The organism is Candidatus Palauibacter irciniicola (genome assembly GCF_965208695.1).
GTDB classification, from domain to species: Bacteria; Gemmatimonadota; Gemmatimonadetes; order Palauibacterales; family Palauibacteraceae; genus Palauibacter; species Palauibacter irciniicola.
This window is the reverse complement of the sequence record NZ_OZ242352.1, coordinates 1703423-1724425: the sequence shown is the minus strand read 5'-3', so window position 1 is coordinate 1724425 and position 21003 is coordinate 1703423. Positions and strand designations below refer to the sequence as shown.

At 70.0% G+C, this 21003-nt stretch carries 14 protein-coding genes; 12 read left to right on the top strand and 2 right to left on the bottom strand.

The window, feature by feature from the left end:
* Nucleotides 1-11: 11 nt before the first annotated feature.
* The 5 genes from ACOGI9_RS07405 to ACOGI9_RS07385 all read left to right on the top strand — a co-directional run bounded on the left by ACOGI9_RS07405 (nucleotide 12) and on the right by ACOGI9_RS07385 (nucleotide 8542).
* Nucleotides 12-1436, top strand: a complete 1425-nt coding sequence (locus tag ACOGI9_RS07405) for an ABC transporter permease subunit (RefSeq protein ID WP_419856521.1) — start codon at nucleotides 12-14, stop codon at nucleotides 1434-1436.
* Between the two features lies 1 nt (nucleotide 1437).
* Nucleotides 1438-2868: a DUF3526 domain-containing protein gene (locus ACOGI9_RS07400; RefSeq protein ID WP_419856520.1), complete on the top strand. Its 1431-nt coding sequence runs from the start codon at nucleotides 1438-1440 to the stop codon at nucleotides 2866-2868.
* Nucleotides 2869-3310: 442 nt separating this feature from the next.
* Nucleotides 3311-5695: a TonB-dependent siderophore receptor gene (locus ACOGI9_RS07395; RefSeq protein ID WP_419856519.1), complete on the top strand. Its 2385-nt coding sequence runs from the start codon at nucleotides 3311-3313 to the stop codon at nucleotides 5693-5695.
* A 10-nt stretch (nucleotides 5696-5705) separates the two neighbouring features.
* Nucleotides 5706-7169 carry a DUF3526 domain-containing protein gene (locus ACOGI9_RS07390; protein WP_419856518.1) on the top strand — a complete coding sequence of 488 codons (1464 nt, stop codon included), beginning with the start codon at nucleotides 5706-5708 and terminating at the stop codon, nucleotides 7167-7169.
* Nucleotides 7166-8542, top strand: a complete 1377-nt coding sequence (locus ACOGI9_RS07385; protein WP_419856517.1) for a DUF3526 domain-containing protein — start codon at nucleotides 7166-7168, stop codon at nucleotides 8540-8542. Before ACOGI9_RS07390 ends, ACOGI9_RS07385 begins: the two co-directional genes overlap by 4 nt.
* A 30-nt stretch (nucleotides 8543-8572) precedes the next feature.
* Here ACOGI9_RS07385 and ACOGI9_RS07380 read toward each other — a convergent pair whose 3' ends face one another.
* Nucleotides 8573-9823, bottom strand: a complete 1251-nt coding sequence (locus ACOGI9_RS07380; protein ID WP_419856516.1) for a serine hydrolase domain-containing protein — start codon at nucleotides 9821-9823, stop codon at nucleotides 8573-8575.
* Between the two features lie 103 nt (nucleotides 9824-9926).
* Here ACOGI9_RS07380 and ACOGI9_RS07375 point away from each other — a divergent pair, with 103 nt between their 5' ends.
* Nucleotides 9927-12167: a TonB-dependent receptor gene (locus ACOGI9_RS07375; protein ID WP_419856515.1), complete on the top strand. Its 2241-nt coding sequence runs from the start codon at nucleotides 9927-9929 to the stop codon at nucleotides 12165-12167.
* Between the two features lie 18 nt (nucleotides 12168-12185).
* Here ACOGI9_RS07375 and ACOGI9_RS07370 read toward each other — a convergent pair whose 3' ends face one another.
* Complete coding sequence (locus ACOGI9_RS07370; protein WP_419859215.1) at nucleotides 12186-13292, bottom strand: ABC transporter substrate-binding protein; 1107 nt, start codon at nucleotides 13290-13292, stop codon at nucleotides 12186-12188.
* 91 nt (nucleotides 13293-13383) lie between these two features.
* Here ACOGI9_RS07370 and ACOGI9_RS07365 point away from each other — a divergent pair, with 91 nt between their 5' ends.
* The 6 genes from ACOGI9_RS07365 to ACOGI9_RS07340 all read left to right on the top strand — a co-directional run bounded on the left by ACOGI9_RS07365 (nucleotide 13384) and on the right by ACOGI9_RS07340 (nucleotide 20995).
* A complete protein-coding gene (locus tag ACOGI9_RS07365; RefSeq protein WP_419859214.1) occupies nucleotides 13384-14493 on the top strand; it encodes an alpha/beta fold hydrolase in 1110 nt (369 codons plus the stop codon).
* Between the two features lie 112 nt (nucleotides 14494-14605).
* Nucleotides 14606-17149, top strand: a complete 2544-nt coding sequence (locus ACOGI9_RS07360) for a WD40/YVTN/BNR-like repeat-containing protein (RefSeq protein ID WP_419859213.1) — start codon at nucleotides 14606-14608, stop codon at nucleotides 17147-17149.
* Nucleotides 17085-17906, top strand: coding sequence for a hypothetical protein (locus ACOGI9_RS07355; protein WP_419859212.1), 822 nt, complete (start codon nucleotides 17085-17087; stop codon nucleotides 17904-17906). Before ACOGI9_RS07360 ends, ACOGI9_RS07355 begins: the two co-directional genes overlap by 65 nt.
* A 61-nt stretch (nucleotides 17907-17967) precedes the next feature.
* Complete coding sequence (locus ACOGI9_RS07350) at nucleotides 17968-19389, top strand: NfeD family protein (protein ID WP_419859211.1); 1422 nt, start codon at nucleotides 17968-17970, stop codon at nucleotides 19387-19389.
* A 2-nt stretch (nucleotides 19390-19391) separates the two neighbouring features.
* Nucleotides 19392-20378 carry a flotillin-like protein FloA gene (floA, locus tag ACOGI9_RS07345; protein ID WP_310758207.1) on the top strand — a complete coding sequence of 329 codons (987 nt, stop codon included), beginning with the start codon at nucleotides 19392-19394 and terminating at the stop codon, nucleotides 20376-20378.
* The gene (locus ACOGI9_RS07340; protein WP_419859210.1) at nucleotides 20378-20995 is read left to right on the top strand and encodes a hypothetical protein; all 618 of its coding nucleotides are present in this window, start codon (nucleotides 20378-20380) and stop codon (nucleotides 20993-20995) included. Before floA ends, ACOGI9_RS07340 begins: the two co-directional genes overlap by 1 nt.
* The last annotated feature ends 8 nt before the right edge of the window (nucleotides 20996-21003 follow it).

Sequence of the window (21003 nt, the reverse complement as noted above, 5' to 3'; positions counted from 1 at the left end):
AGGAGGCGTAGATGATCAGGCACAGCATCCGCCACATCATCCGCAAGGAATTCAGCGACGTGCTTCGGGACGGCCGTTTCCGATGGTGCTCCGTCCTCGTGGGAGCGCTGCTGCTCGTCTCCCTGGGCCACGGATGGGTCCAGGCGCGGGAGGCGCAGCGCGAGCACGCGGCCGCGCAGGCGACGGCCCGCGACCACTGGGAGTCGCAGGGCGAGAAGAATCCCCATTCCGCGGCCCACTACGGCATCTATGCGTTCAAGCCTCGCCTCGCCCTTTCCTTCGTGGACGAGGGCGTGGACCCCTACACCGGGACCTCGGTGTGGCTCGAGGCGCATCGGCAGAACGATTTCCTGCTGCGCCCCGCGCAGGACGCGACGTCGGCCCAGCGCATCGGGGCCCTCACGGCGGCGCAGGTGCTGCAGCACCTCGTGCCGCTGCTGATCATCCTGCTCACTTTCGGCGCGCTCGCCGGCGAGCGGGAACGGGGCACGCTTCGTCAACTGCTTTCGACCGGGGTCGGGCGGCGCGATCTGGCGCTGGGCAAGGCGCTCGGCATCGCCGGCGCGCTGGCGCTGCTGCTGGTGCCGGCGGCGGCTGTGGGGGCGGCGGCCCTCGTGGTCGGGAGCCCCGGTCCGGCGGCGTCCCCCGTGGCCCGGGCCGCGGTCCTGGCCGTCGTCTACCTGGTCTATTTCGCCGCCTTCCTCGCGCTCTCCCTGGCCGTCTCCGCCTGGGCCCGGTCGACGCGCACCGCGCTCGTGATCCTGCTGGGCGTGTGGGTCGTGAACGGGCTCGTCGCGCCGCGCGTGGCGGTGGATCTGTCCAAGTGGATGCACCCCACGCCCTCCGCCCTGGAGTTCGCCCGCACGGTGGAACGGGAGATGGCCAGTGGCACGGAGGACATCCCCCGTCCGGACAACGACGCGCTGACCGAGGACCTGCTGACGGAGTACGGTGTCGAGCGGGTCGAAGACCTGCCGATCAATCAGTCGGGCGTCCTGCTCCAGGCGAGCGAGGAGTTCGGCGACCGGATCTTCGACCGAAACTACGGCGCGCTCTGGGACACGTTCGAGCGTCAGGGGGCCGTCCATGAGCTGGTCGCGGTGGCGGCGCCGCTGCTCGCGGTGCGCGCGCTCTCGATGGGACTCGCCGGAACCGATGTCGAGCAGCACCGGCACTTCGCGAGCGCCGCGGAGACGTACCGCCGGGACCTGATGCGGCGCATGAACGGCGACCTCACGGAGAACTCCCGCTCCGGCGATTTCTCCTACCAGGCCGGAGCCGAACTCTGGGAGTCGACTCCGCCGCTGCGGTACGACGCCCCGACCCTGGGCTGGGTGCTCGGCAACCGGATCCTGTCGCTCGTCGTCCTCGGGGGATGGCTCGCGGGAACGATCCTGATCGCCGCGGCGCGCGTACGGCGCGCGGAGGTGACGTAGGATGACCGCGCGCACGGTACTCCGGAACGAGTGGCGTCTGCTCATGGCGGACCGGCCGCTCCGGATCGCGCTCGGGCTGTTCGCGCTCCTGCTCGTCTATGCGCTGGCCAACGGCGTGGTCTGGGCGCGCTTTCAGGAGCGCACCGTGGAGGCCGCGCAGGCCGGCAACGTCGAGCGCGAACAAGCCCTCGCGCAGGAACTGGCCGACATCGAGGCCGGTGCGGAACCCGCTTCGCGCTTCTCGGATCCGCGGCTCCCGAACGTGATGGGCGGTGCGCGGGGCCGCCACACGGCGGTCCTGACGCCGGGCCCCCTGACGGCCCTGACCGTCGGACAGAGCGACCTGCTGCCGTACTACTACGACGTCAACATCTACACGAACGAGTCGTCGTTCCAGCAGAACGGAGAGGTCGAGAGTCCCCTCAACCTGATGGTCGGGCGCTTCGACCTGGCCTTCGTGGTCATCTACCTGCTGCCGCTGCTCGTGCTGGCCCTGAGCTTCAACGTCCTCTCGGAGGAGCGCGAGCAGGGGACGCTGGCGCTGACCCTCTCGCAGCCCGTGTCGGCGCGGGGCGTCGTGGCGGCGAAACTCGCCTTCCGCGCCCTCCTGGCGGTGGGCATGGTCCTGGCGGTGTCGCTGGTCGGGCTCCTCGTCACGGGAGGCTTCGGCGCGCCCGGCCGGATCCTCCTCTGGTGCGCCGCCGTCGTCGCGTACGCGCTCTTCTGGTTCGTGCTCGCGGCGTGGGTGAACAGCCTGCGCCGGTCCTCCGCGTGGAACGCCACGGTGCTGGTGGGCGCGTGGCTGGTGCTGGTCGTCGTGCTCCCGGCCGGGATCAACATCGCGGCGGGCCTGCTGCACCCGCTGCCGTCGCGGGTGCAGATGATCACCGCCCAGCGCGAGGCCTCGAACGAGGCGGTGAACCGCCGCAGCGAACTCCTCGCCCGATACCTGGAGGACCATCCCGAAATGGCCGAGGGCGTGGTAGCCGACGAGCCCGGCCTGGGGGCGCTGGCATGGGCCGCCACCGATGCCGTCAACCGCCGTCTGGAGGAGGTGACGGCCGAACACGATGCCAGCCGCGCGGAGCAGATCGCGCTGGTCCGCCGCTACCGCTTCCTGTCGCCGGCGCTCATGGCCCAGGAGGTGCTCCTCGACGCGGCGGGGACGGGGGACGCGCGGTTCGCCGGCTTCCAGTCGCAGGTACGCGCCTTCGCCGAGCGATGGCGGGACTTCTTCGTGCCCGCGATCGTCGCCGGCGAGCAGATGGACGCCAGCGCCCTTCCCAGCGTGCCGCAGTTCAATCTTGCCGAGGAGGCGTCCGGCGACGTCACGCGCCGAGCCGCCGTTCCGCTCGCGGTCCTGGGCGGACTCCTCCTCCTGGTGGGTGCGGGCGCGGGGGTCGGACTCGGCCGCGTGCGAGGCGCGAGTTGAGGCCCTGCGACCGGGTGCGGGGCGCAAACTGAATCTCCGCGCCTGCATGCGCCTGCCGACGGCAGTTCCGGTTGCGGTCTCGCTCCTCCTCGTAGGGGTGGCCGAGGGCTCGCATACGCACGACGAAGCGGGCGACCCGCCGGCCGCCTGCACGGTATGCGAACTGGTGCACAAGGCGGAGCCCATGATTGTCGCGGGGGAGCCAGGCGTCATGGGACCCGTGCCGGTACGGGCCTCCGCGCTTCCCCGACACCGGCGGAACACCGGCAAGGTCCGGTTCTCGTCTCGCCGCAGCCGCGCCCCGCCTCTCCCGACCTCTCCGTAGCGAACAGCCCACTGCCTAACGCGAACGAGATCGGTCGCGTGGACCTCGTTCTGCGTCCAACTGAGACTCGGTACACCACAAAGGTCACTCAACGTGAAGAATCGCATATTCGCCGCATTGTCGGCGCTTGTCCCTGCTTTCGCCTTTATCGCCGCCGCGCCGGCGGCCGCCCAGGAGACGGGGTCCATCGCGGGCGTCGCGCGGTCGGTCGACGACAACTCGCTCGTGCCGTTCGTGCAGTTCCGCGTCGCCGGAACGGATCGGGTCGCGCTGAGCGACGCCGAAGGCCGTTTCGTCATCGCGTCCGTCCCGGCCGGAGCCAGGACGCTGGTCGTGGAGGGCGTGCACAGGGCGGAACCGGTGTCCGTGGAGGTCCCTTCCGGTGGCGCCGTGGAGGTGGAGGTCGCTGTCTCCAATGCGCTCTTCAGCATGCCCCCGATCGAGGTGCAGGCGACCCGCTCCTATCGTCAGGAGTTCGGGACGGTCGGCACACGGATCCCGGCCCGGCTCATGGACGTCCCGCAGTCGGTGCAGGTCCTGTCACGCAAGTTCATCGAGGACCAGGGGGCGACCCAGTTCGAGGATCTCTACCGAAGTGTGAGCGGACTGGTGGATCATCCTTACTCCGAGATGAACCTGCGCGGCTTCCAGCAGCGTGAGATCCTCTTCAACGGGGTTCGCGGCAACCCGTACGGGAGCCTCGACGGCGGAGAGGAGACGGGCTTCAGCACCAGCGTGGGTCGACTGACCAACGTGGAACGGGTCGAGGTCGTCAAAGGCCCCGCGTCGGTGCTCTACGGTTCGGCCGAGCCGGGGGGCGTGATCAACTATGTCACGAAGAAGCCGCAGGAGTCGGCCGAGTTTCGGGCGTCTCTGCTCGGCGGTTCCTACGCCCAGCGTGGAGGGAGTGTGGAAGCCACCGGTCCCTTCACCGGTTCCCGCCGCCTTCTGTACCGGGGGGCCGCGTTCTTCGAGGAGAAGGACAGTTTTCGCAACAACGCGGGCTTTCGCGACCTGCATCTGGCGGCGGGACTCGCGTGGGTCCCGTCGACGCGCACGCGCGTCGACCTGGAACTGGAGAGGATCGACCAGGACCTGACGGGACACCGTCTGCGCGGGATTCCCGTCGACCCCGATGGCACGTTCCTGACCTCGAGGGTCTGGACCACGACCGAGCCGACCGATTTCACCCGCATGGACGCCACGGTATTCCAGGCCTCGGTGAGCCATGCCGCCGAGGAGGGACTGTCCGTGGACGGCACTTTCAGGGTGCTGGGCTACGATCGGGCGGAGAACTATCACGAACCCCGCGGGATCCTGGAGGATGGCCGCAGCATGCAGCGCGAGTTCCGCGACCAGTTCCGTTCCAACGATGACTGGAGCGCCACCGCGAATCTCCACGGACGGGTCGAGGTTCCGGGCGCCGGGACGCACGCCCTTCTGGGAGGGGTCGAGATTACCCAGCAGGACTGGCTCTTCCGCTACGCGCGTGCACGGCAGAGCGGCCGTGGCGGGCCGGTACCCGATCTGGATCTGTTCTCCCCGGTCTACAACGGGGGTGCGGCGTCGAGCTACGGCCTCGGACCCGACGACTACTCCGAGCAGGAGGTTCTGTCGCGCCGGTACGGGGTCTTCGTGCAGGACCAGATGTACTTCGGCTCGCGCTGGGTATTGGCTGCGGGCGGGCGCTACGACCGGTACGACGACGAGGGGACCGTGGTCGGCGAGTCCGGTCGCGCGGACGCGTCGGCGCTCACCGGCCGGCTCGGCCTCGTCTTCAAGCCGAGCGAACGGCTGTCGCTCTACACGAATGCGGCGAACGGTTTCTCCCGCGCCGACTTCGTACACCAGGTCCCGTCGGCGAACGGGCCCTTCGATCCGTCGCGCAGCCGCCAGGTGGAGGCCGGTGCGAAGGCCGATCTCCTGGGCCGGCGCCTGATGCTCATGGCCTCGGTCTTTCAGATCCACAAGACGAACGTACTGCGGCCCGATCCCGCGTACGGACCGACCGGAAACAACTACGCGGCCGCCTTCGCGACGGGCGAGGTTCGCAGCCGTGGGCTGGAGGTGGACCTCGCGGGCACGGTGGGCGACCGCATGAGCGTCGCCGCGAACTACGCCTGGCTCGACTCGGAGATCCTCCGCGACGACGACGCGCCGGACAATGTCGGGAGGCCGTGGCCCAACTCCGCGCGCCATTCGGCCGGGCTGTCGTCCCGTTACGCGGTGCGAGGCGACGTGGGGCTGGCGCTCGGACTAACGTACGTCGGCGAGCGCGAGCAGCCCTTCGCGGGAATCCGGGCGCCCGCGTTCACCGTCGTGGATCTCGCGGCCGATGTCCGCCTGATCGGGCGTTTCGACCTCAGAGTCGCCGTCAACAACGTGTTCGATACGAGCTACGCGACGGCCTCGCTTTTCGCCGCCCGCGCCGGCAACATCCCGGGCGATCCCAGAACGCTGGCCGTGACGCTCACGACCAGTTCCCTCTTCGTCGGACGGTAGGGGTACCGATATGAGTTCCTGGAGAGCGGGTCTCCGCAACGCGCTGCTCGTCGCCCGCCGGCAGGTGGGGGCGGTCCGTGAGGATCGGTACGTGGTCTTCCTGCTGGGGCTCGTCATCGCCCTCGGCGTGGTCGCGGTTCTCGGCGCCCGGCACCACGCAGCAAGCGAAGCGGAGCAGCGCTCCCGCTACCAGGCGATGGTCGAGCGCCAGTGGCTGGAGCAGCCGAACCGTCATCCGCACCGGGTGATCCACTACGGGTTCCTCGTCTTTCGGGAGGAGGCGCCGCTCGCCTTCTTCGACCCGGGGGTCGGCGCCTGGGCGGGGACCTCGCTCTTCCTCGAGGGGCATCGGCAGAACACGGCCAACTTCGGCGATGCCCGCCACGCGACCGGGATGCTGCGCTTCGGCCGCCTCACGCCGGCGAGCGTCCTGGCGCTCCTCCTGCCGCTGTTCGTCGTCGTCGCGGGCTTCGCCTCGGTGAGCGCCGAGCGAGAGCGGGGCACGCTTCGACTCCTCCTCGCCCAGGGGGCGACGCCGGCCCAGATCCTTGCGGGCAAGGTCCTGGGCACGGGGGCGGTGGCGGCCCTCGCTGCCCTTCCCATTGGCCTCGCCGCCGTCGTCATCGCCGCGTCCGGGGCCGTGGGCCCGGTCTCGGCCGGGCGCCTGGCCGGATTGGCGGGCCTCTATGCGGCCTACCTCGCGGGCTGGGTGCTGGTGACGGTCCTCGCTTCCTCCTTCCGGGCATCCTCGCGGAGCGCCCTCGCGCAGTTGATCGCGGTCTGGGTCGTCCTCTGCGTCGCCGTGCCGCGCCTCGGGGCCTCCGTCGCGGGGGCGCTGCATCCGGTGCCCTCCCGCGCCGAGTTCACCGCCCAGGTGGAACGCGCGATGAACGAGGTCGGGGACAGCCATAACCCTCAGGATCCCTTCTTCCGTTCGCTGAGGGACGAGTACCTGGCGCGCTACGAGGTGGGGTCGGTCGAGGAGCTTCCCGTGAACTGGGGCGGCGTGGTGAGCCGCGAAGGGGAGGCCATCAGCAGCCGGATCCAGGAGGAGCAGCAGCGAGACCTGGTTGAAGGCCAGCGCCGCCAGGACCGCGTCCTGTCGTGGGCGGGGCTGCTCTCCCCCTACCTCGCGGCGCGGGACCTTTCGATGGCGGTGTCCGGGACCGGGCCCGAGGCGGTGGAGGCGTTCCGGGCGCAGGCGGAAGCCCACCGGTACGACCTCATACAGCGCCTCAACGATCTCCACATCAACGAGATCCGTTACGAAAACGACCGCGCCCAGCGCCTGCCGCGGGAGCATTGGGCGGAATTCCCGACCTTCGGGACGCGGCCGCCCCCGCTCGGAGGGGCGCTCGCCGGTCGCGCGCTCTCCCTGGCCGCGCTCGGCCTGTGGATTCTCCTACCGCTGCTGGGCCTCGGCCTGGCACGGGCGCGGCTGGCGCGCGTGGGGGTGGAGCGGGCCGCATCGTGAGGGCGCGGCTCCGGCTGCTCCGATTGGACATGCTCCGGCTGACGCGCTCCACCGGCGTCGCCATCGCCGTCGTCCTGCTCCTGGCGATCGGGGTCTACGCGGCGTGGCGCGGCGGCCGCAACATCGAAGCGGCGGCATCCTCCACGGTCGCCGCGGAGACCGCCTACCGCGACCAGTTGGCCTACCTCCTCTCCACCTATCCTCCCACGACGGAAGCGGGAGAGGTGCTCTACTACCTGGCCTTCCCGGCCCCGCAGCCGTCGCTGCCTCTGGCGGCGCTCGCCCGGGGCCGGACGGAGGTGGAGACGGCCAGCCTTCGAATCCGGCTCCTGGCGCTCGAAGGGCAACTCTACGAACACGAGACAGTGAACCCGCGCCTCGCCGCGGCGGGCGACCTCGACCTCGCCTTCCTGCTCATCGCGCTCCTCCCCCTCTTCATCATCGCCCTCACCTACGACCTCGTCTCCAGCGAGCGGGAGGGGGGCACCTGGAGTCTCGTCCGTCTCTTCGCCCGGCCGCGGCGGCTGCTCGCCCTGAAGCTCGCGTCGCGCGCCTGTCTCGTCGGCGCGGTGGTGGCGGTGCCGGTCGCGGTCGCGGCGTCGCTGGCGGGCTTCCCCCTCGACGGCCGGGCCGGTTGGGCGGTCGCCCTCATCGCCCTGCACACCGTGTTCTGGTTCGCGCTCTGCCTCGGGGTCGCCTCCGGGCGCCGGTCCTCCACCGCCAACGCCATGATCCTCGTCGGAACGTGGGTGGCGCTCACCCTGCTGGCCCCGGCCGCGCTCAGCCTCGCGAACGCGATCCTGCACCCGGTCCCGGAGGCGCTGGAACTCACCGTGCACCAGCGGCAGGGATATCACGAAGCCTGGGATCTGACCAAGGCCGAGACGATGCAGGGCTTCTTCGAGGACTATCCGGAGTGGAGCGACCGGACGGTCCCGGAGGACGTGTTCACGTGGGCCTGGTACTACGCCATGAACCACCGGGGCGACCGGGCCGCGCGCGAGGCGTCGGGCGCGTACCGGGACGTGCTGCGGGAGCGGGAACGGTGGGCTCGGCGCTGGTCCCTGCTCGTGCCCCCGCTCGCGGCCCAGCTCGCTCTCGACCGCCTCGCGGCCTCCGATCTGTCCGCGCAACTCGCGTACCAGGACGCCGTCCGCCGACACCATGAGCGGCTGAAGACCTACTTCTACCCGCACTTCTTCGCCGTCACGCCGATCGATGCGGTCGACTGGGACCGGGTGCCCGTCTTCGAGCCGGCCGTAACGGAGGAAAGCGCGACGCGCGCCGGCTTCCCGGCGGCGACCGCGCTCCTCCTCGCCTCGGTCCTCGTGGTCGCCGCGGGTGCGCGGCTCTCCGGCCCGCGCGCCGACTGATCCGCGGCGGCCGCTGTCCCGCGGCGGCTGCTATCCCTCGGTGCCGTCCAGCGCTTCCAGCACCACGCCGGCCAGCCTCGGCATGTGGTCGCGCATCCGCGAATCGTCGGAGTTGACCTGGATCGAGACCGCCACGCCGTGGTCCGGGTAGTACGCGAGGAGCGAGTTGTACCCGGGCCAGAAGCCCCCGTGGCCGTACGTCAGCCCATGCTCGCTCTCGGCGACGGACACCGCCAGGCCGTATCCGAGGTGCGGCCTCGTGCTGTCGGCCGGGAACCCGACTTCGAGCAACTGCGGAAGGTCGTCCCCCGAGATCGCCTCGCCCTCGTACAGGAGCTTCGCCCAGCGCACCATCGCCTGCGGGTTGTTCACGAGGCCGCCCCCCGTCCACTCCTGCAGGGGATGGAGGATGAACCGGCCGTCCACGACGACCTCGAGCGGCGTGCCGTACAGCTGCGAGCTTCGGTGCGCGTAGCCCTGCGCGAGTCCGGGCAGGTCGCGCCGATCCGCCGCGAGCGTGAGGTCGAGGCCGAGCGGGTCGAGGAAGAACTCGTCGAGGAGGTCGTAGTACGTGCGGCCCGTCGCCTCCTCGATCGCGAGGCCCGCCAGCGTGTAGTGCACGTCGCTGTAGTGGTAGCCCCCGCCGGCGGGGAAGAGCGGCTCGGCGTCCAGCACCGTCTCGGCGATGAACTCCTCCGGCGTCATGTAGGCGTCGGGATCGCGGAACACTTCGCCCAGCCGCACGGCGAAGTCGGGGTCCTCGAAGTAGGGCTGGATCATGCCGGCAGTGTGGTTCAGGAGGTTGCGCACCGTGAGGTCCGCGTGATTCGGGACCCGGGAGAACCAATCCTCGTCGCCGAGCCAGGTCGCGACGGGCGCGTCGAGATCCAGGTCTCCATTCATGGCCAGCTGCAGGGCGACGGCCGCGACGTACGTCTTGCCGATGCTGCCGGAGCCCATGCGAAGGTCCGGCGTCATCGGGACCTCGTCGTCCACATCCGACAGGCCGGTGGCGAAGCCGAACACGCGTCCGTCCGGGAGGATGAACGCGGCGGTCGCCCCCGGGAAGTTCTCGTCCGTCTCCTGGGCCTGCGCCCACGCCGCGTCGAGTTCGGCCTGGAAGGCCCCGACGAGCGCCGCGGTCGCTTCCGGAGACAGGGAAGGCTGAGGCTCGGTCGCCGGATCCGGTGTCGAGTCCGGCCCCGGACCGCAGGCCAGGACGAGGCAGACGCCCAGACCCGCGAGGCGGAACGAGATCCTGCGACAGTGTGTGTGACTCATGGCACGCCTACTCCTCGACATTGATTTCCCGGGTTTGCCATCCAGCTTGGGGATGTCGGTCGAGCTGGCCAAGAGCTGAATCACGATCTGCCGGAGAGAACGCATGCGGAAAGCGCTTGTCCTGATTCTGGCGGCGGCCCCCGCGCTCGTCGTTCCCCGCGTCGACGCGCAGGAGTCGGTGCGACGGTACGTGTTCGAGGGCAGCGTGCGCGACGGGGGGACCGGTTTCCCCCTGGCGGGAGCGCGCGTATCGGTGGTCGGGAGGGAAACGAGGGCGGTGACCCGCGCGGACGGGACCTTCTACCTCACCGGGATGGCCGAGGGCGTGTACACGCTTCGGGCCGAGCGCCTGGGGTACCGGGGACACACCGTGGAAGTCGTCGTGGGGACGGAGCGCGCGCGACGGGCGGTGGCGGAGTCGGGAGAGGTCGTGATCGAGTTGTCGCCGTCTCCCATTGCGATGGGGGAGTTGGTGGTGACGGCCACGATCAGCGAGCGCGCCGCGGCCGAGGCGCTCCGGCCGGTCAGCGTCATGGCGGGCGACGACCTGCAGCGCCAGCTGACGGCGACCGTAGCCGGGACGCTGGCTTCAATGCCGGGGTTGGCCGCCACCAGGATGGGTCCCTCGGTTGCACAACCGGTGATCCGGGGACTGAGCGGGGATCGGGTACTGATGCTCGAGGACGGGACGGCGGTCGGCGATGCCTCCGCCTCGGGCGCGGACCACACCACCGCACTCGACCCATCGTCCGCACGGCGGATCGAGGTGGTGCGGGGTCCGGGCGCGCTGCTCTACGGGGGCAACGCGCTGGGCGGGGTCATCAACGTCATCCGCGATGAGATTCCGTCGTCCATGCCGCACCGCCTGACGGGCTCGGCGACGCTGCAGACGCAGACCGCGACCGGCTCGCTGTCGGGCAGCGCGACGACCGTGTTCCCCATCGCGGAGCGCGTGCCGCTGCGCGTGGAGGTGGCGGCACGGACGGCGGGAGACCTGAAGACCCCCATCGGCACGCTACTCAACACCGACGGCGAACTGCTGAGCGGGGGTGCGGGGACGGCCTTCGTGGCCGATTGGGGCCGCCTCGGGGCGTCCTTCCGCGGCTACCGCAACGACTACGGCATCCCCGGTGGCTTTGTGGGCGGGCACCAGGAGGGGGTGCGCATCGAAATGGAGCGGGTTGCGGCGAAATTCCGGACCGTGGTCGACGAACGACGGGTCGGGCCCTTCCGCAACCTCCGCTTCGACGCGACGCACACCTGGTACACGCACCGCGAGCTCGAGTCGGCGGACATTCTGGGCACGCTCTTCGATCAACAGAGCACGAGCGCGGACGTCCTGGGCCGGCACGGGAGGTGGGGACCGTTTACGGCGGGTGCGATGGGCGGCCGCGCGTCCCTGGAAGACTTCGCATACGGGGGATCCCTGTTCACGCCGGACACGCGCCGGGTCAGGGCGGCCCTGTACCTGCTCGAGGAGATCAACCTGGGCTCCATCCAGATCGAGTCCGGGCTGCGCTACGACTGGACCCGGGTCGATCCGGGGGAAGAACGGGTGTCGGACATCGGCGAGATTCGCGAGCGCAGGTTCCAGGCCCTGTCGGGGTCGTTGGGCGTCCTCTACAAGTCCGCCTCCGGGCTGGTGCTCGGCACCAGCGTGGCGCGGGCGTTTCGCACACCCGACGTCACCGAACTCTATTCGGAAGGGCCGCATCTGGCGGCCTACGTCTTCGAAGTCGGAAACCCGTCTCTGGAGGGCGAGGTCGGGCACGGGCTGGATGTCTTCCTCCGCTTCGAGTCCGACCGGCTGAGGGCCGAGGTGACCGGCTTCCACAACGACATCGAGAACCACATCTACGGGGAGGACACGGGCCGCCTGAGCCGCGTGCGCCTCCCCGTGTATCAGTTCCAGGGCAACGACGCCGTTTTCAGCGGCTTCGAGGTCGGCGTGGACGTCGACGCCGGGCGGGGCCTGGCGCTGGAGGGGGTGGCCTCATCGGTGAAAGGCAGTCTCAAGGAGACCGGCCGGCCCTTGCCGCTCGTGCCGCCGCTCAAGGGTCACGTGGCCCTGAAGTACGAGAGGCCGTCGTGGTATGTCCGCGCGGAGGCCGAGATGGCGGACGAGCAGGACCGGATCGGCGAATTCGAGACGCCGACGCGCGGATACACCGTCTTCAACGCCGCGGCCGGGGTGCGGTTCACGTTCGGCGGGCGTCTGAACGTCCTGACCGTGGGCCTCGCCAACGCCGCGAACACCGAGTACCGCAACCACCTCTCCCGGGTGAAGGAGATCATGCCGGAAGCCGGGCGGAGTCTGAGCGTCGTCTACCGGGTGGTGTTCTGACGCCCGCGCAGGACTCGGCTAGCGCGCCAGCCAGGCGCTGAAGCGCTCGTTCAGTTCGTCCTGGTAGTCGACCCAGAACGCCCAGTCGTAGCGCAGCGCACGATCCACGTTGCCCGGGCTGGCCGGCAGGTGCGGCGCCATCTCGACCCCCGCGACCACATGGGTCGTCACCAGCGGCATGCCCGATCTGCGCGACGGCGAATAGGAGATGCGGCGGGCGATCCGCGCCAGGGACTCGGCGCTGGTCTTGAAGGCCACGTATCTCAATGCCTCTTCCAGCCTCGGCGTGCCCGCGACGATCCCGATCTGGCCCACGTCCAGCAACTGCCCGTCCCACACGATCACGAACGGTTGGTCTTCCATGATCTGGGCATTGAAGATGCGGCCGTTGTACGCCGTGCTCATGACCACCTCCCCGTCGGCCAGCATCTGTGGCGGCTGGGCGCCCGCCTCCCACCAGACCACCTCGTCCTTGATCGTTTCGAGCTTGGCAAAGGCCCGGTCCAGGCCCTCCGGCGTCCCCAGCGTGGCGTACACTTCGTCGAGCGGCACGCCATCGGCGATCAGCGCGAACTCCAGGTTCACCTGCGGTACCCGCCGCATCCCGCGGCGGCCCGGGAACCTCTCCAGGTCGAAGAAATCGGCCATGGTGGCGGGCTTTTCGCCCGCGAAGTTCTCAGCGTTGTACGCGTACACGGTCGACCAGTACAGATTGCCCACTCCGCACTCGGTCTGGGTCTCGGCCGCAAAGTCGTCGGCCGCGGGAGTGCCGTCGGGTCCGGGAGGCAGATCGTCGATGTCGATCAGTTCGAGCAGCCCCTCGTCGCAACCGCGCACGGCATCGGCGATCTCCAGGTCGACCACGTCCCAATGGATGTTGCCGATGTCCACCTGGGCCCGGATCTGGGCCAGGCCGCCGTTGTAGTCCTCCATGCCGACACGGATGCCGGTCGCCTCGGTGAAGGGAATGTTGGCGCCCTCGTTCACGGCGCGGCCGTAGGAGCCGCCCCAGGAAACGACCGTGATCGACTGCCCGGCGACGGGGAGCGGCGGGACGCCGAAGAGGAGCGCAGCGAGCCCCAGAGTGGTCACCGCCGAAAAACGCATCGCGACTCCTTCTCTCATTCCGTCTCTCCTCATCGGTAGACTTCCCGTGTCGGCGCAGCGTCCCCTCTACAATATTCATTCCATGCGCCATTCAAAGACCATCGCGGTTGTGGCGGTCGCCTTGCTCGGCGTGCCGGTGGGCGCCGACGCCCAGAGCGCCGCCGCCCGAAGCGCCGCCGCCGATGCCATCCCCAGGGACTCGATCACGGGTCGTCTGGCCGACCTTCGCCGCATCCACTCGCCCGAAGGGATCGAAGTCCTCGAGCCCATCGAGGTCAACGGGTCGACCCAGTGGCTGTCGATCCGGGGGCTGAACCGCGCCAACCCGATCCTTCTCGTGCTCCACGGGGGCCCCGGCAGCCCGGTGATGGGGGCGAGCTGGGCGTACCAGAAGCCCTGGGAGGACTTCTTCACGGTCGTGAACTGGGACCGGCGGGGCGTGGGCAAGAGCTTCTCCGCGGCGGATTCCGCCAGGCTGGGGCCGACGATGACCCTCGAGCAACTCGTGGACGACGCGTCGGCGGTCGTCGAACACCTGCTCGCGAGACTCGGCCACGAGAAGCTCGTCGTCCTCGGATACTCCTACGGGACGCGGATCGGGCCCCGGCTCGTCGAACGGCACCCCGAGCGCTTCCACGCCTACGTCGGGCTCGGGCAGGCGGCGGGCCCCGACGCCGAACGCCAGCTGTACGCGACGCTCATGGAGCGCGTCCGAGCGGCGAACGACACGACCGCGATCCGCGAACTCGAAGCGCTCCGGCCCTATCCGCCCCCTGCGGGCCCCGGCGCGGTCGACAAGCTGCTCGCCGCCCGGAGGTGGGCCCGGGAATACGACGGCGGCTGGTACGGGAAGCCGACCTTTGACCTCTACTTCGCGCTTCCCGAATGGGGGCCGGAGTACACGGCGGCCGACGTGGCGAACGTGCAGCCGGCCATGGCGTGGGCCGAACGCCACCTCATCGACCGGGCCCCGGAGCCCCGGCCGACGCGGCTCGTGGAACGCTTCGAGGTTCCCGTCGTCATCCTCCACGGGCGGTTCGACCTGCACACGCCCTATCAAAGCGCCAGAGACTACTTCGACCGCATCGAGGCGCCCCGCAAACGGTTGGTAACCTTCGAGCGCAGCTCGCACATGATCATGTTCGAGGAGCCGGGCCGACTGCTCCTCGCCCTGGTGGAGGAAGTCCTGCCGCTCGCGGGCGGAGGGGCCTCGTTCTGATCCGGCTCCGGACCGCGCCGCCCGCGCGGACCGGCGGCGTATTGCGCGGACATCTCTGTAGTGCAGTTTGCGGGCGGAAGCCCCGTCATCTCCCCGTTTCCGAGGCAGTATCATGAAAGCAGCACGAGTTCTTGCGCTCTCCGCGGCCGGTCTCCTCTTCGGCGCCACGACCGGCGCCTCGCCCGCCGCCGCCCAATCCGCCCTCGAGACGGCCATCTCCCACCTGGAGTACCGGGAGATCGGCCCGGCCCTCATGGGAGGACGGATCGCCGACCTCGACGTCGTCGAAGCCAAGCCACAGATCTTCTACCTCGGCACCGCGAGCGGAGGGCTGTGGAAGACGGAGAACCACGGCACATCGTGGACCCCGCTGTTCGACGACCAGCCGACGAGTTCGATCGGGGACGTGACGCTCCACCAGGCGAATCCGAACCTCGTGTGGGTGGGGACGGGCGAGCCGCAGAACCGCCAGTCCTCCCCGTGGGGGAACGGCGTCTACAAGTCGACGGACGGGGGGAACACGTGGATGCACATGGGGCTCGAGGCGACGAAGCACATCGCCCGCATCCTCATCCATCCGCGCAACCCCGACGTCGTCCATGTGGCCGCGATGGGGGATCTCTGGGGTTCGAACCCCGAGCGCGGCGTGTTCCGGACGACCGATGGCGGGGAGTCGTGGGAGAAGGTGCTGTACGTCGACGACCACACGGGGGCCATCGACCTGGCCATGGATCCCGCCGACCCGAACACGATCTTCGCGGCCATGTACCAGCGGCAGCGGACCGGCTGGGGATTCAACGGGGGCGGCCCCGGGAGCGGCCTCTACCGGACGGTCGACGGCGGCGACACCTGGACGGAACTGACGGAAGGGCTGCCGGCAGGCGACAAGGGCCGCATCGGGATCGACATCTACCGGCAGGACGGCAACCTCGTCTACGCGCTGGTCGAAGCCGACCCGCGGCGGCCGGGCCAGGGCTTCGGGGGCGGAGGCGGCGGTCCGCGCCAGGGCGGGCTCTTCCGGTCGACCGACCGCGGCGAGACGTGGGAGAAGGTGTCCGACACGAACCCGCGTCCCATGTACTACTCCCAGGTCCGCATCGACCCCAGCAACCCCGACCGCATCTACGTGCTCGGGACGCAGCTCTCGATTTCGGATGACGGGGGACGGACGTTCCGCAACGACGGCGCCGTGCAGATCCACGTCGACCACCACCAGCTGTGGATCAACCCGGAGGACCCGGACCACCTGATCCTGGGCAGCGACGGCGGGGTCGCAGCCTCGTGGGACGGGGCCGCGCACTGGCGCATGTTCGACAACATCGCGCTCGGCCAGTTCTACACCATCGGCTACGACATGCGGACGCCCTACGCGGTGTGCGGCGGGCTGCAGGACAACGACGCCTGGTGCGGACCCTCGGACACGCGCTCCTTCCACGGCATCCGGCACCAGGACTGGTACGAGACGGCCTACGGCGACGGCTTCTTCACGATCGTGGACCCGACGGACTCGACGATCGTCTACTCCGAGTCGCAGGGCGGGAACATGAACCGCTACGACCTGACGACCGGGGAGAAGATCCCCATGCGCCCCATCGTCGGGCCGCGGGCGGACGGCGACACGACGAAGGCCTACCGCTACAACTGGAACTCGCCGCTCCTGCTCTCGCCGCACGATCCGGCGACCGTCTACCTGGGCGCGAACTACCTGCTGCGCTCGCGGGACTACGGGATGTCGTGGGAGGAGGTCGGCGGGCTCGATCTCACGAAGCAGATCGACCGCGAGGAGCTGGAGATCATGGGCGTCCCCGGCTCCGAGCCGCAGATGTCGCTCAACGACGGCATCGCCAACTACGGGAACCTGACATCGGTGGAGGAGTCGCCGCTCGCACGCGGCTTGATCTACGCGGGGACGGACGACGGCAACCTGCAGGTGTCGCGCGACGACGGGGAGACGTGGGAGAACGTCGTCGACCGCATCCCGGGCCTCCCGGAGCGGACCTACGTGAGCCGGGTGGAGCCGTCGCACCACGTGGAGGGGCGCGTCTATGCCACCTTCGACGGGCACCGGAACGGCGACTACGCGCCCTACGCCTACGTGAGCGAAGACTACGGTCAGAGCTGGCGGGCGATCGCGAACGGGCTGCCGGACCTGTGGTCGGTGAACGTGATCGTCGAGCACCACCGGGCGCCGAACCTCCTCTTCATCGGCAACGAGGTCGGCGTGTTCGTCTCCGTGGACCGCGGCGAGAGCTGGGTCCAGCTCAAGAACAACCTGCCCACGGTGTCGGTGGACGACATCCTCGTGCACCCGCGCGAGAACGACCTCATCGTCGGCACGCACGGCCGCAGCGCCTGGATCCTGGCCGACGTGGCGCCGCTCGAGGCCCTCTCCGAGGGGATGCTGGCCGAGGCGGGACGCGTGTTCGGCGACCGTTCGATCATGTGGACGGAGCGCGGCGACTGGCCCTTCTACGGCGCCACGTACAGCGCGCCGAATCCGCCGCGCGGCGTGCGCATCCGCTACTACCTGCGGGACGCTCCGGCCGAGGAGATGGCGGAGGACGACGGGGCGGGAGAGGACGCCGACGCGGATGATGACGACGGCGACGGCGATGACGGGGAAGCGGCACGAGGACGGCGACGGCGACGGAGATGATGCGGGGGACGGCGACGGGGACGACGCGGAGTTCGCGCTGATGATCACAGACGCCTCGGGAGAGCACGTCCGCACGCTGGAGGTAGAGCGGAAGCAGGGGATCAACGAGGTGATCTGGGACTGGCGCCACGACCGGCCGTACGAGCCCGAGGGCGGCGGTCCGGGCGGTGGGGGCGGCGGCTTCTTCTTCGGCGGCGCGCCTCAGGGACCGATCGTCCTTCCGGGCACCTACACCGTGAGCATGGACGTGGGCGGCGAGACGTTCTCGGCCGAGGTCGAGGTCGTCGCGGAACCCCGACGCCCGATGGCCCGCGCGGACCGGATGGCGCGGCAGGAGGCGCTCATGAGCCTCCACGCCATGGCGGGCCCGATCTACGAGGCGGGGCAGGCCCTCGACGCGCTCGAGGAGCAGCTTTCCGCCGCGGAGGACCTGATCGAGGGCGCGGACGAGGCGCCGGAGGGACTGGAAGAGGAGCTGGAGGCGATCGAGGAGGAGATCGAGGAGATCCGGGACGAGTTGGCGGATGCGCGCCGGAATGCCGGCGTAGCGAACGCGATCCAGGGTTCGTCGACGGTCCCGACCGCGGACCACCTGTGGCAGGTCGACGAGGTCTGGAACGTGATGCCGGAGCTGCTGGACCGGCTCAACGCGCTCATCGAGACGCGCGTGCCGGCGCTGAACGCGCAACTGTACGCGGAAGGGGTACGGCCTGGCGCGGGCGAGCCGATTGCGCTGCCGGACCGGCCGGGCGGCTGACGGGCGGCGGACCCACGGCACGGTTAGATTGCGGCCCATGCGACGAATGAAGAGACCGGGAATGAAACCAGGCATGACGGGGCTGCCGGCGCCCGTGCTCGCCCTCGGGCTGGCGGTCGTGGCGGCGTCCGTGTCGGACGGGCCCGTGCCGCCGGCACTCGGCGCCGTCTTCGCGCCATCGGTTCCGGTCGCGCAGTCCGGAGCGACGGTCGTTCGGGTGCCCATCTCCGGCACGATCGAACTCGGCGTGGCTCCGTTCGTGGCTCGCGCGCTCTCGGAAGCCGCGGAGTCCGGGGCGCCCGCCGTGATCATCGAACTCGACACCCCCGGCGGCCGGGTCGACGCGGCGTGGAAGATCATCGACGACCTGCGCGACGCCGAGGTCCCGACCTACGCCTACGTGAACCGCCGCGCCCTCTCGGCGGGCGCGATGATCGCGCTCGCGACGGACCGGATCTACATGCGCCCGGGTTCCACGATCGGCGCGGCGACGCCCGTCACGGGCGAGGGGGAGAAGGCCCCGGAGAAGATGGTGAGCGCGATGCGCTCGGAGTTTCGGGCGCTGGCCGAGGAACGCGGGCTCGATCCGCTAATCGCGGAGGCGATGGTCGACGAGAGCATCGAGGTCCCCGGCGTGAGCGAAGCCGGGCGGCTGCTCACCCTCACGACGGACGAGGCCACGGCGATCGGAGTCGCGGACGCCGAAGTGCGGGATCTCATCGAACTCCTGGAGGTCATGCGGCTTCCGGCCGCCCCGGTGCGGGAAGTCCAGCCCAACTGGGCGGAGGCGATCGTCCGCTTCCTGACGAACCCGGCGGTCGCGCCTCTCCTCCTGAGCCTCGGCTTCCTCGGACTCATCGTGGAGGTGCGGACGCCGAGCTTCGGCGTGGCGGGCGCGGTGGGACTCGCTTCGCTGGCCGCTTTCTTCGGCGCGCACCACCTCGTCCACCTCGCCGGCATCGAGGAGATCCTCCTCTTCGGCGCCGGGGCCGTGCTCATCGCGCTCGAAGTCCTCGTCATCCCCGGCTTCGGCGTCGCCGGAATCCTGGGCACGGCGGCGATCCTCGGGGCGGCCGTCATGGGCATGGTCGGCCAGGTGCCGACCTTCGACCAGGTGTTCAACGCGGCGGGGCTCGTCTCGCTCTCGATCATTCTCGTAGGGGTCGCGACGTGGGCGCTCGTGCGGCACCTGCCCCGCAGCAACCGATTCTCCGGACTCTTCCTCCGCGACTCGACGAGCCGCGAGACGGGATACCTCTCCGTGCCTCCGCGCGAGGACCTGGTCGGCGCACTCGGCGTCACGTCGACCGACCTGCGTCCCACGGGGGTCGCGATCATCAACGATGAGCGCATCCATGTCGTGACCGAGGGTCCCTGGCTGGAGACCGGGACCCCGATACGCGTACTCGAAGTCGCGAGCGGGCGGGTTCTCGTGCGCCGCGCCAAACAGTCTCCCGAATCCGAACAAAGGAACGAGGTCTGAATATGCTGCAAGATCTTGCCGGCAGCGGCATCATCCTCCTCATCGCCGTCGCGCTCGGCCTTCTCATTCTGTCGTGGATCGTGCCGATCCGGCTCTGGGTCACGGCGATCGCGTCGGGGGTCCGGGTGGGCCTCGGCAGCCTGGTGGGGATGCGCCTGCGGAAGATCCCTCCGCCGCGGATCGTCTATCCGCTCATCAGTTCCTACAAGGCGGGTCTGCCGCTCCATACGAACGAACTCGAGTCGCACTTCCTCGCGGGCGGCGACGTTGAGAGGGTGGTGAACGCGCTCATCTCGGCGGACAAGGCGCAGATCGAACTGCCGTTCCGGCAGGCGGCCGCCATCGACCTCGCGGGGCGGGACGTGCTCGACGCAGTACAGGTCTCCGTCAACCCGCGCGTCATCCAGACGCCGAAGGTCGCCGCCATGGCGAAGGACGGGATCCAGCTCATCGCGACGGCGCGCGTGACGGTGCGGGCCAACATCAACCGCCTCGTCGGCGGGGCGGGGGAGGAGACGATCCTCGCGCGCGTCGGCGAAGGGATCGTGTCCACGATCGGGTCGGCCTCGTCCCACAAGGCCGTACTCGAGAACCCGGACAACATCTCGAAGACCGTGCTCGCGAAGGGGCTCGACTCCGGGACCGCGTTCGAGATCCTCTCCATCGACATCGCCGACGTCGACGTGGGGAAGAACATCGGCGCGGAACTGCAGACGGACCAGGCGGAAGCGGACAAGCGGATCGCGCAGGCGAAGGCCGAGGAACGGCGGGCCATGGCGGTCGCCTCGGAGCAGGAGAACCGGGCGCTCGTCGAGCAGATGCAGGCCGAGGTCGTGAAGGCGGAGGCGGAGGTCCCCCTCGCGATGGCCGAGGCGTTCCGTGAGGGCAACCTCGGGATCATGGACTACATGAAGTACCGCAACATCCAGAGCGATACGCAGATGCGCCGGTCCATCGCGAAGCCGCCGGAAGGCGACAAGGACGCCTGATGCCGGATCTCGAGGGGGCACTGCCCCTCATCCTGCTGATGATCTTCCTCTGGGTGCGCAGCATCGGCGCCGCGATGAAGAGGAACCGGCAGCGGCAGGAACAGGCGCTCGAGCAGGCCGGGGAGGCCCCCGAGTTCGAGGTCGAGCCGTCGCCCGTTGAGGTTGTCGGCGCCGCTGGAGGAGAAGCGCCGCCTCCGGCACGGCGTCCGACGCTGCGCGACCAGTTGCGCGACATGGGCCGCCAGCTTGAGCAGCAGATGCAGCAGGCCGCGGAGGAGGGCCGGCCGGGCAGCATGGTGGGTCATGTGGACCCGGAGGAGGCCCCGGAGCCTCCTCCGTTCATCCGGCCGGCTCCGGCACCCGCTCCGCGCCCGGTGGCGAGCGCACCGGCCCCTGCTCCTCCGGTGCGCGAAAGCCGGCGGCGACCGCCGCCCGGGCTCGCGGCGGCGAGAGCGTTCCCTGAACCGCAGGGATCCGTCGCGGCAAGCCGACGTGCCTCGACCCGACAGGGCGGTCCGCTGGAACGCCTCGAGCGCTACCCCTCGCTCGCCCGCGCCGTCATCCTCTCCGAAATCCTGGGCCGGCCGCCGGGTCTGTCCGACGACCGGGACGTCTAAGCCGGACC

Bases quoted from the DNA above. Each gene is read 5' to 3' on its own strand.
- ACOGI9_RS07400 (WP_419856520.1), top strand. From the start codon at position 1,438: ATGACCGCGCGCACGGTACTCCGGAACGAGTGGCGTCTGCTCATGGCG.
- ACOGI9_RS07340 (WP_419859210.1), top strand. From the start codon at position 20,378: ATGCCGGATCTCGAGGGGGCACTGCCCCTCATCCTGCTGATGATCTTC.
- ACOGI9_RS07355 (WP_419859212.1), top strand. From the start codon at position 17,085: ATGATGACGACGGCGACGGCGATGACGGGGAAGCGGCACGAGGACGGC.
- ACOGI9_RS07390 (WP_419856518.1), top strand. From the start codon at position 5,706: ATGAGTTCCTGGAGAGCGGGTCTCCGCAACGCGCTGCTCGTCGCCCGC.
- ACOGI9_RS07370 (WP_419859215.1), bottom strand. From the start codon at position 13,292: ATGAGAGAAGGAGTCGCGATGCGTTTTTCGGCGGTGACCACTCTGGGG.
- ACOGI9_RS07380 (WP_419856516.1), bottom strand. From the start codon at position 9,823: ATGAGTCACACACACTGTCGCAGGATCTCGTTCCGCCTCGCGGGTCTG.
- floA (WP_310758207.1), top strand. From the start codon at position 19,392: ATGCTGCAAGATCTTGCCGGCAGCGGCATCATCCTCCTCATCGCCGTC.
- ACOGI9_RS07405 (WP_419856521.1), top strand. From the start codon at position 12: ATGATCAGGCACAGCATCCGCCACATCATCCGCAAGGAATTCAGCGAC.
- ACOGI9_RS07350 (WP_419859211.1), top strand. From the start codon at position 17,968: ATGAAACCAGGCATGACGGGGCTGCCGGCGCCCGTGCTCGCCCTCGGG.
- ACOGI9_RS07360 (WP_419859213.1), top strand. From the start codon at position 14,606: ATGAAAGCAGCACGAGTTCTTGCGCTCTCCGCGGCCGGTCTCCTCTTC.
- ACOGI9_RS07375 (WP_419856515.1), top strand. From the start codon at position 9,927: ATGCGGAAAGCGCTTGTCCTGATTCTGGCGGCGGCCCCCGCGCTCGTC.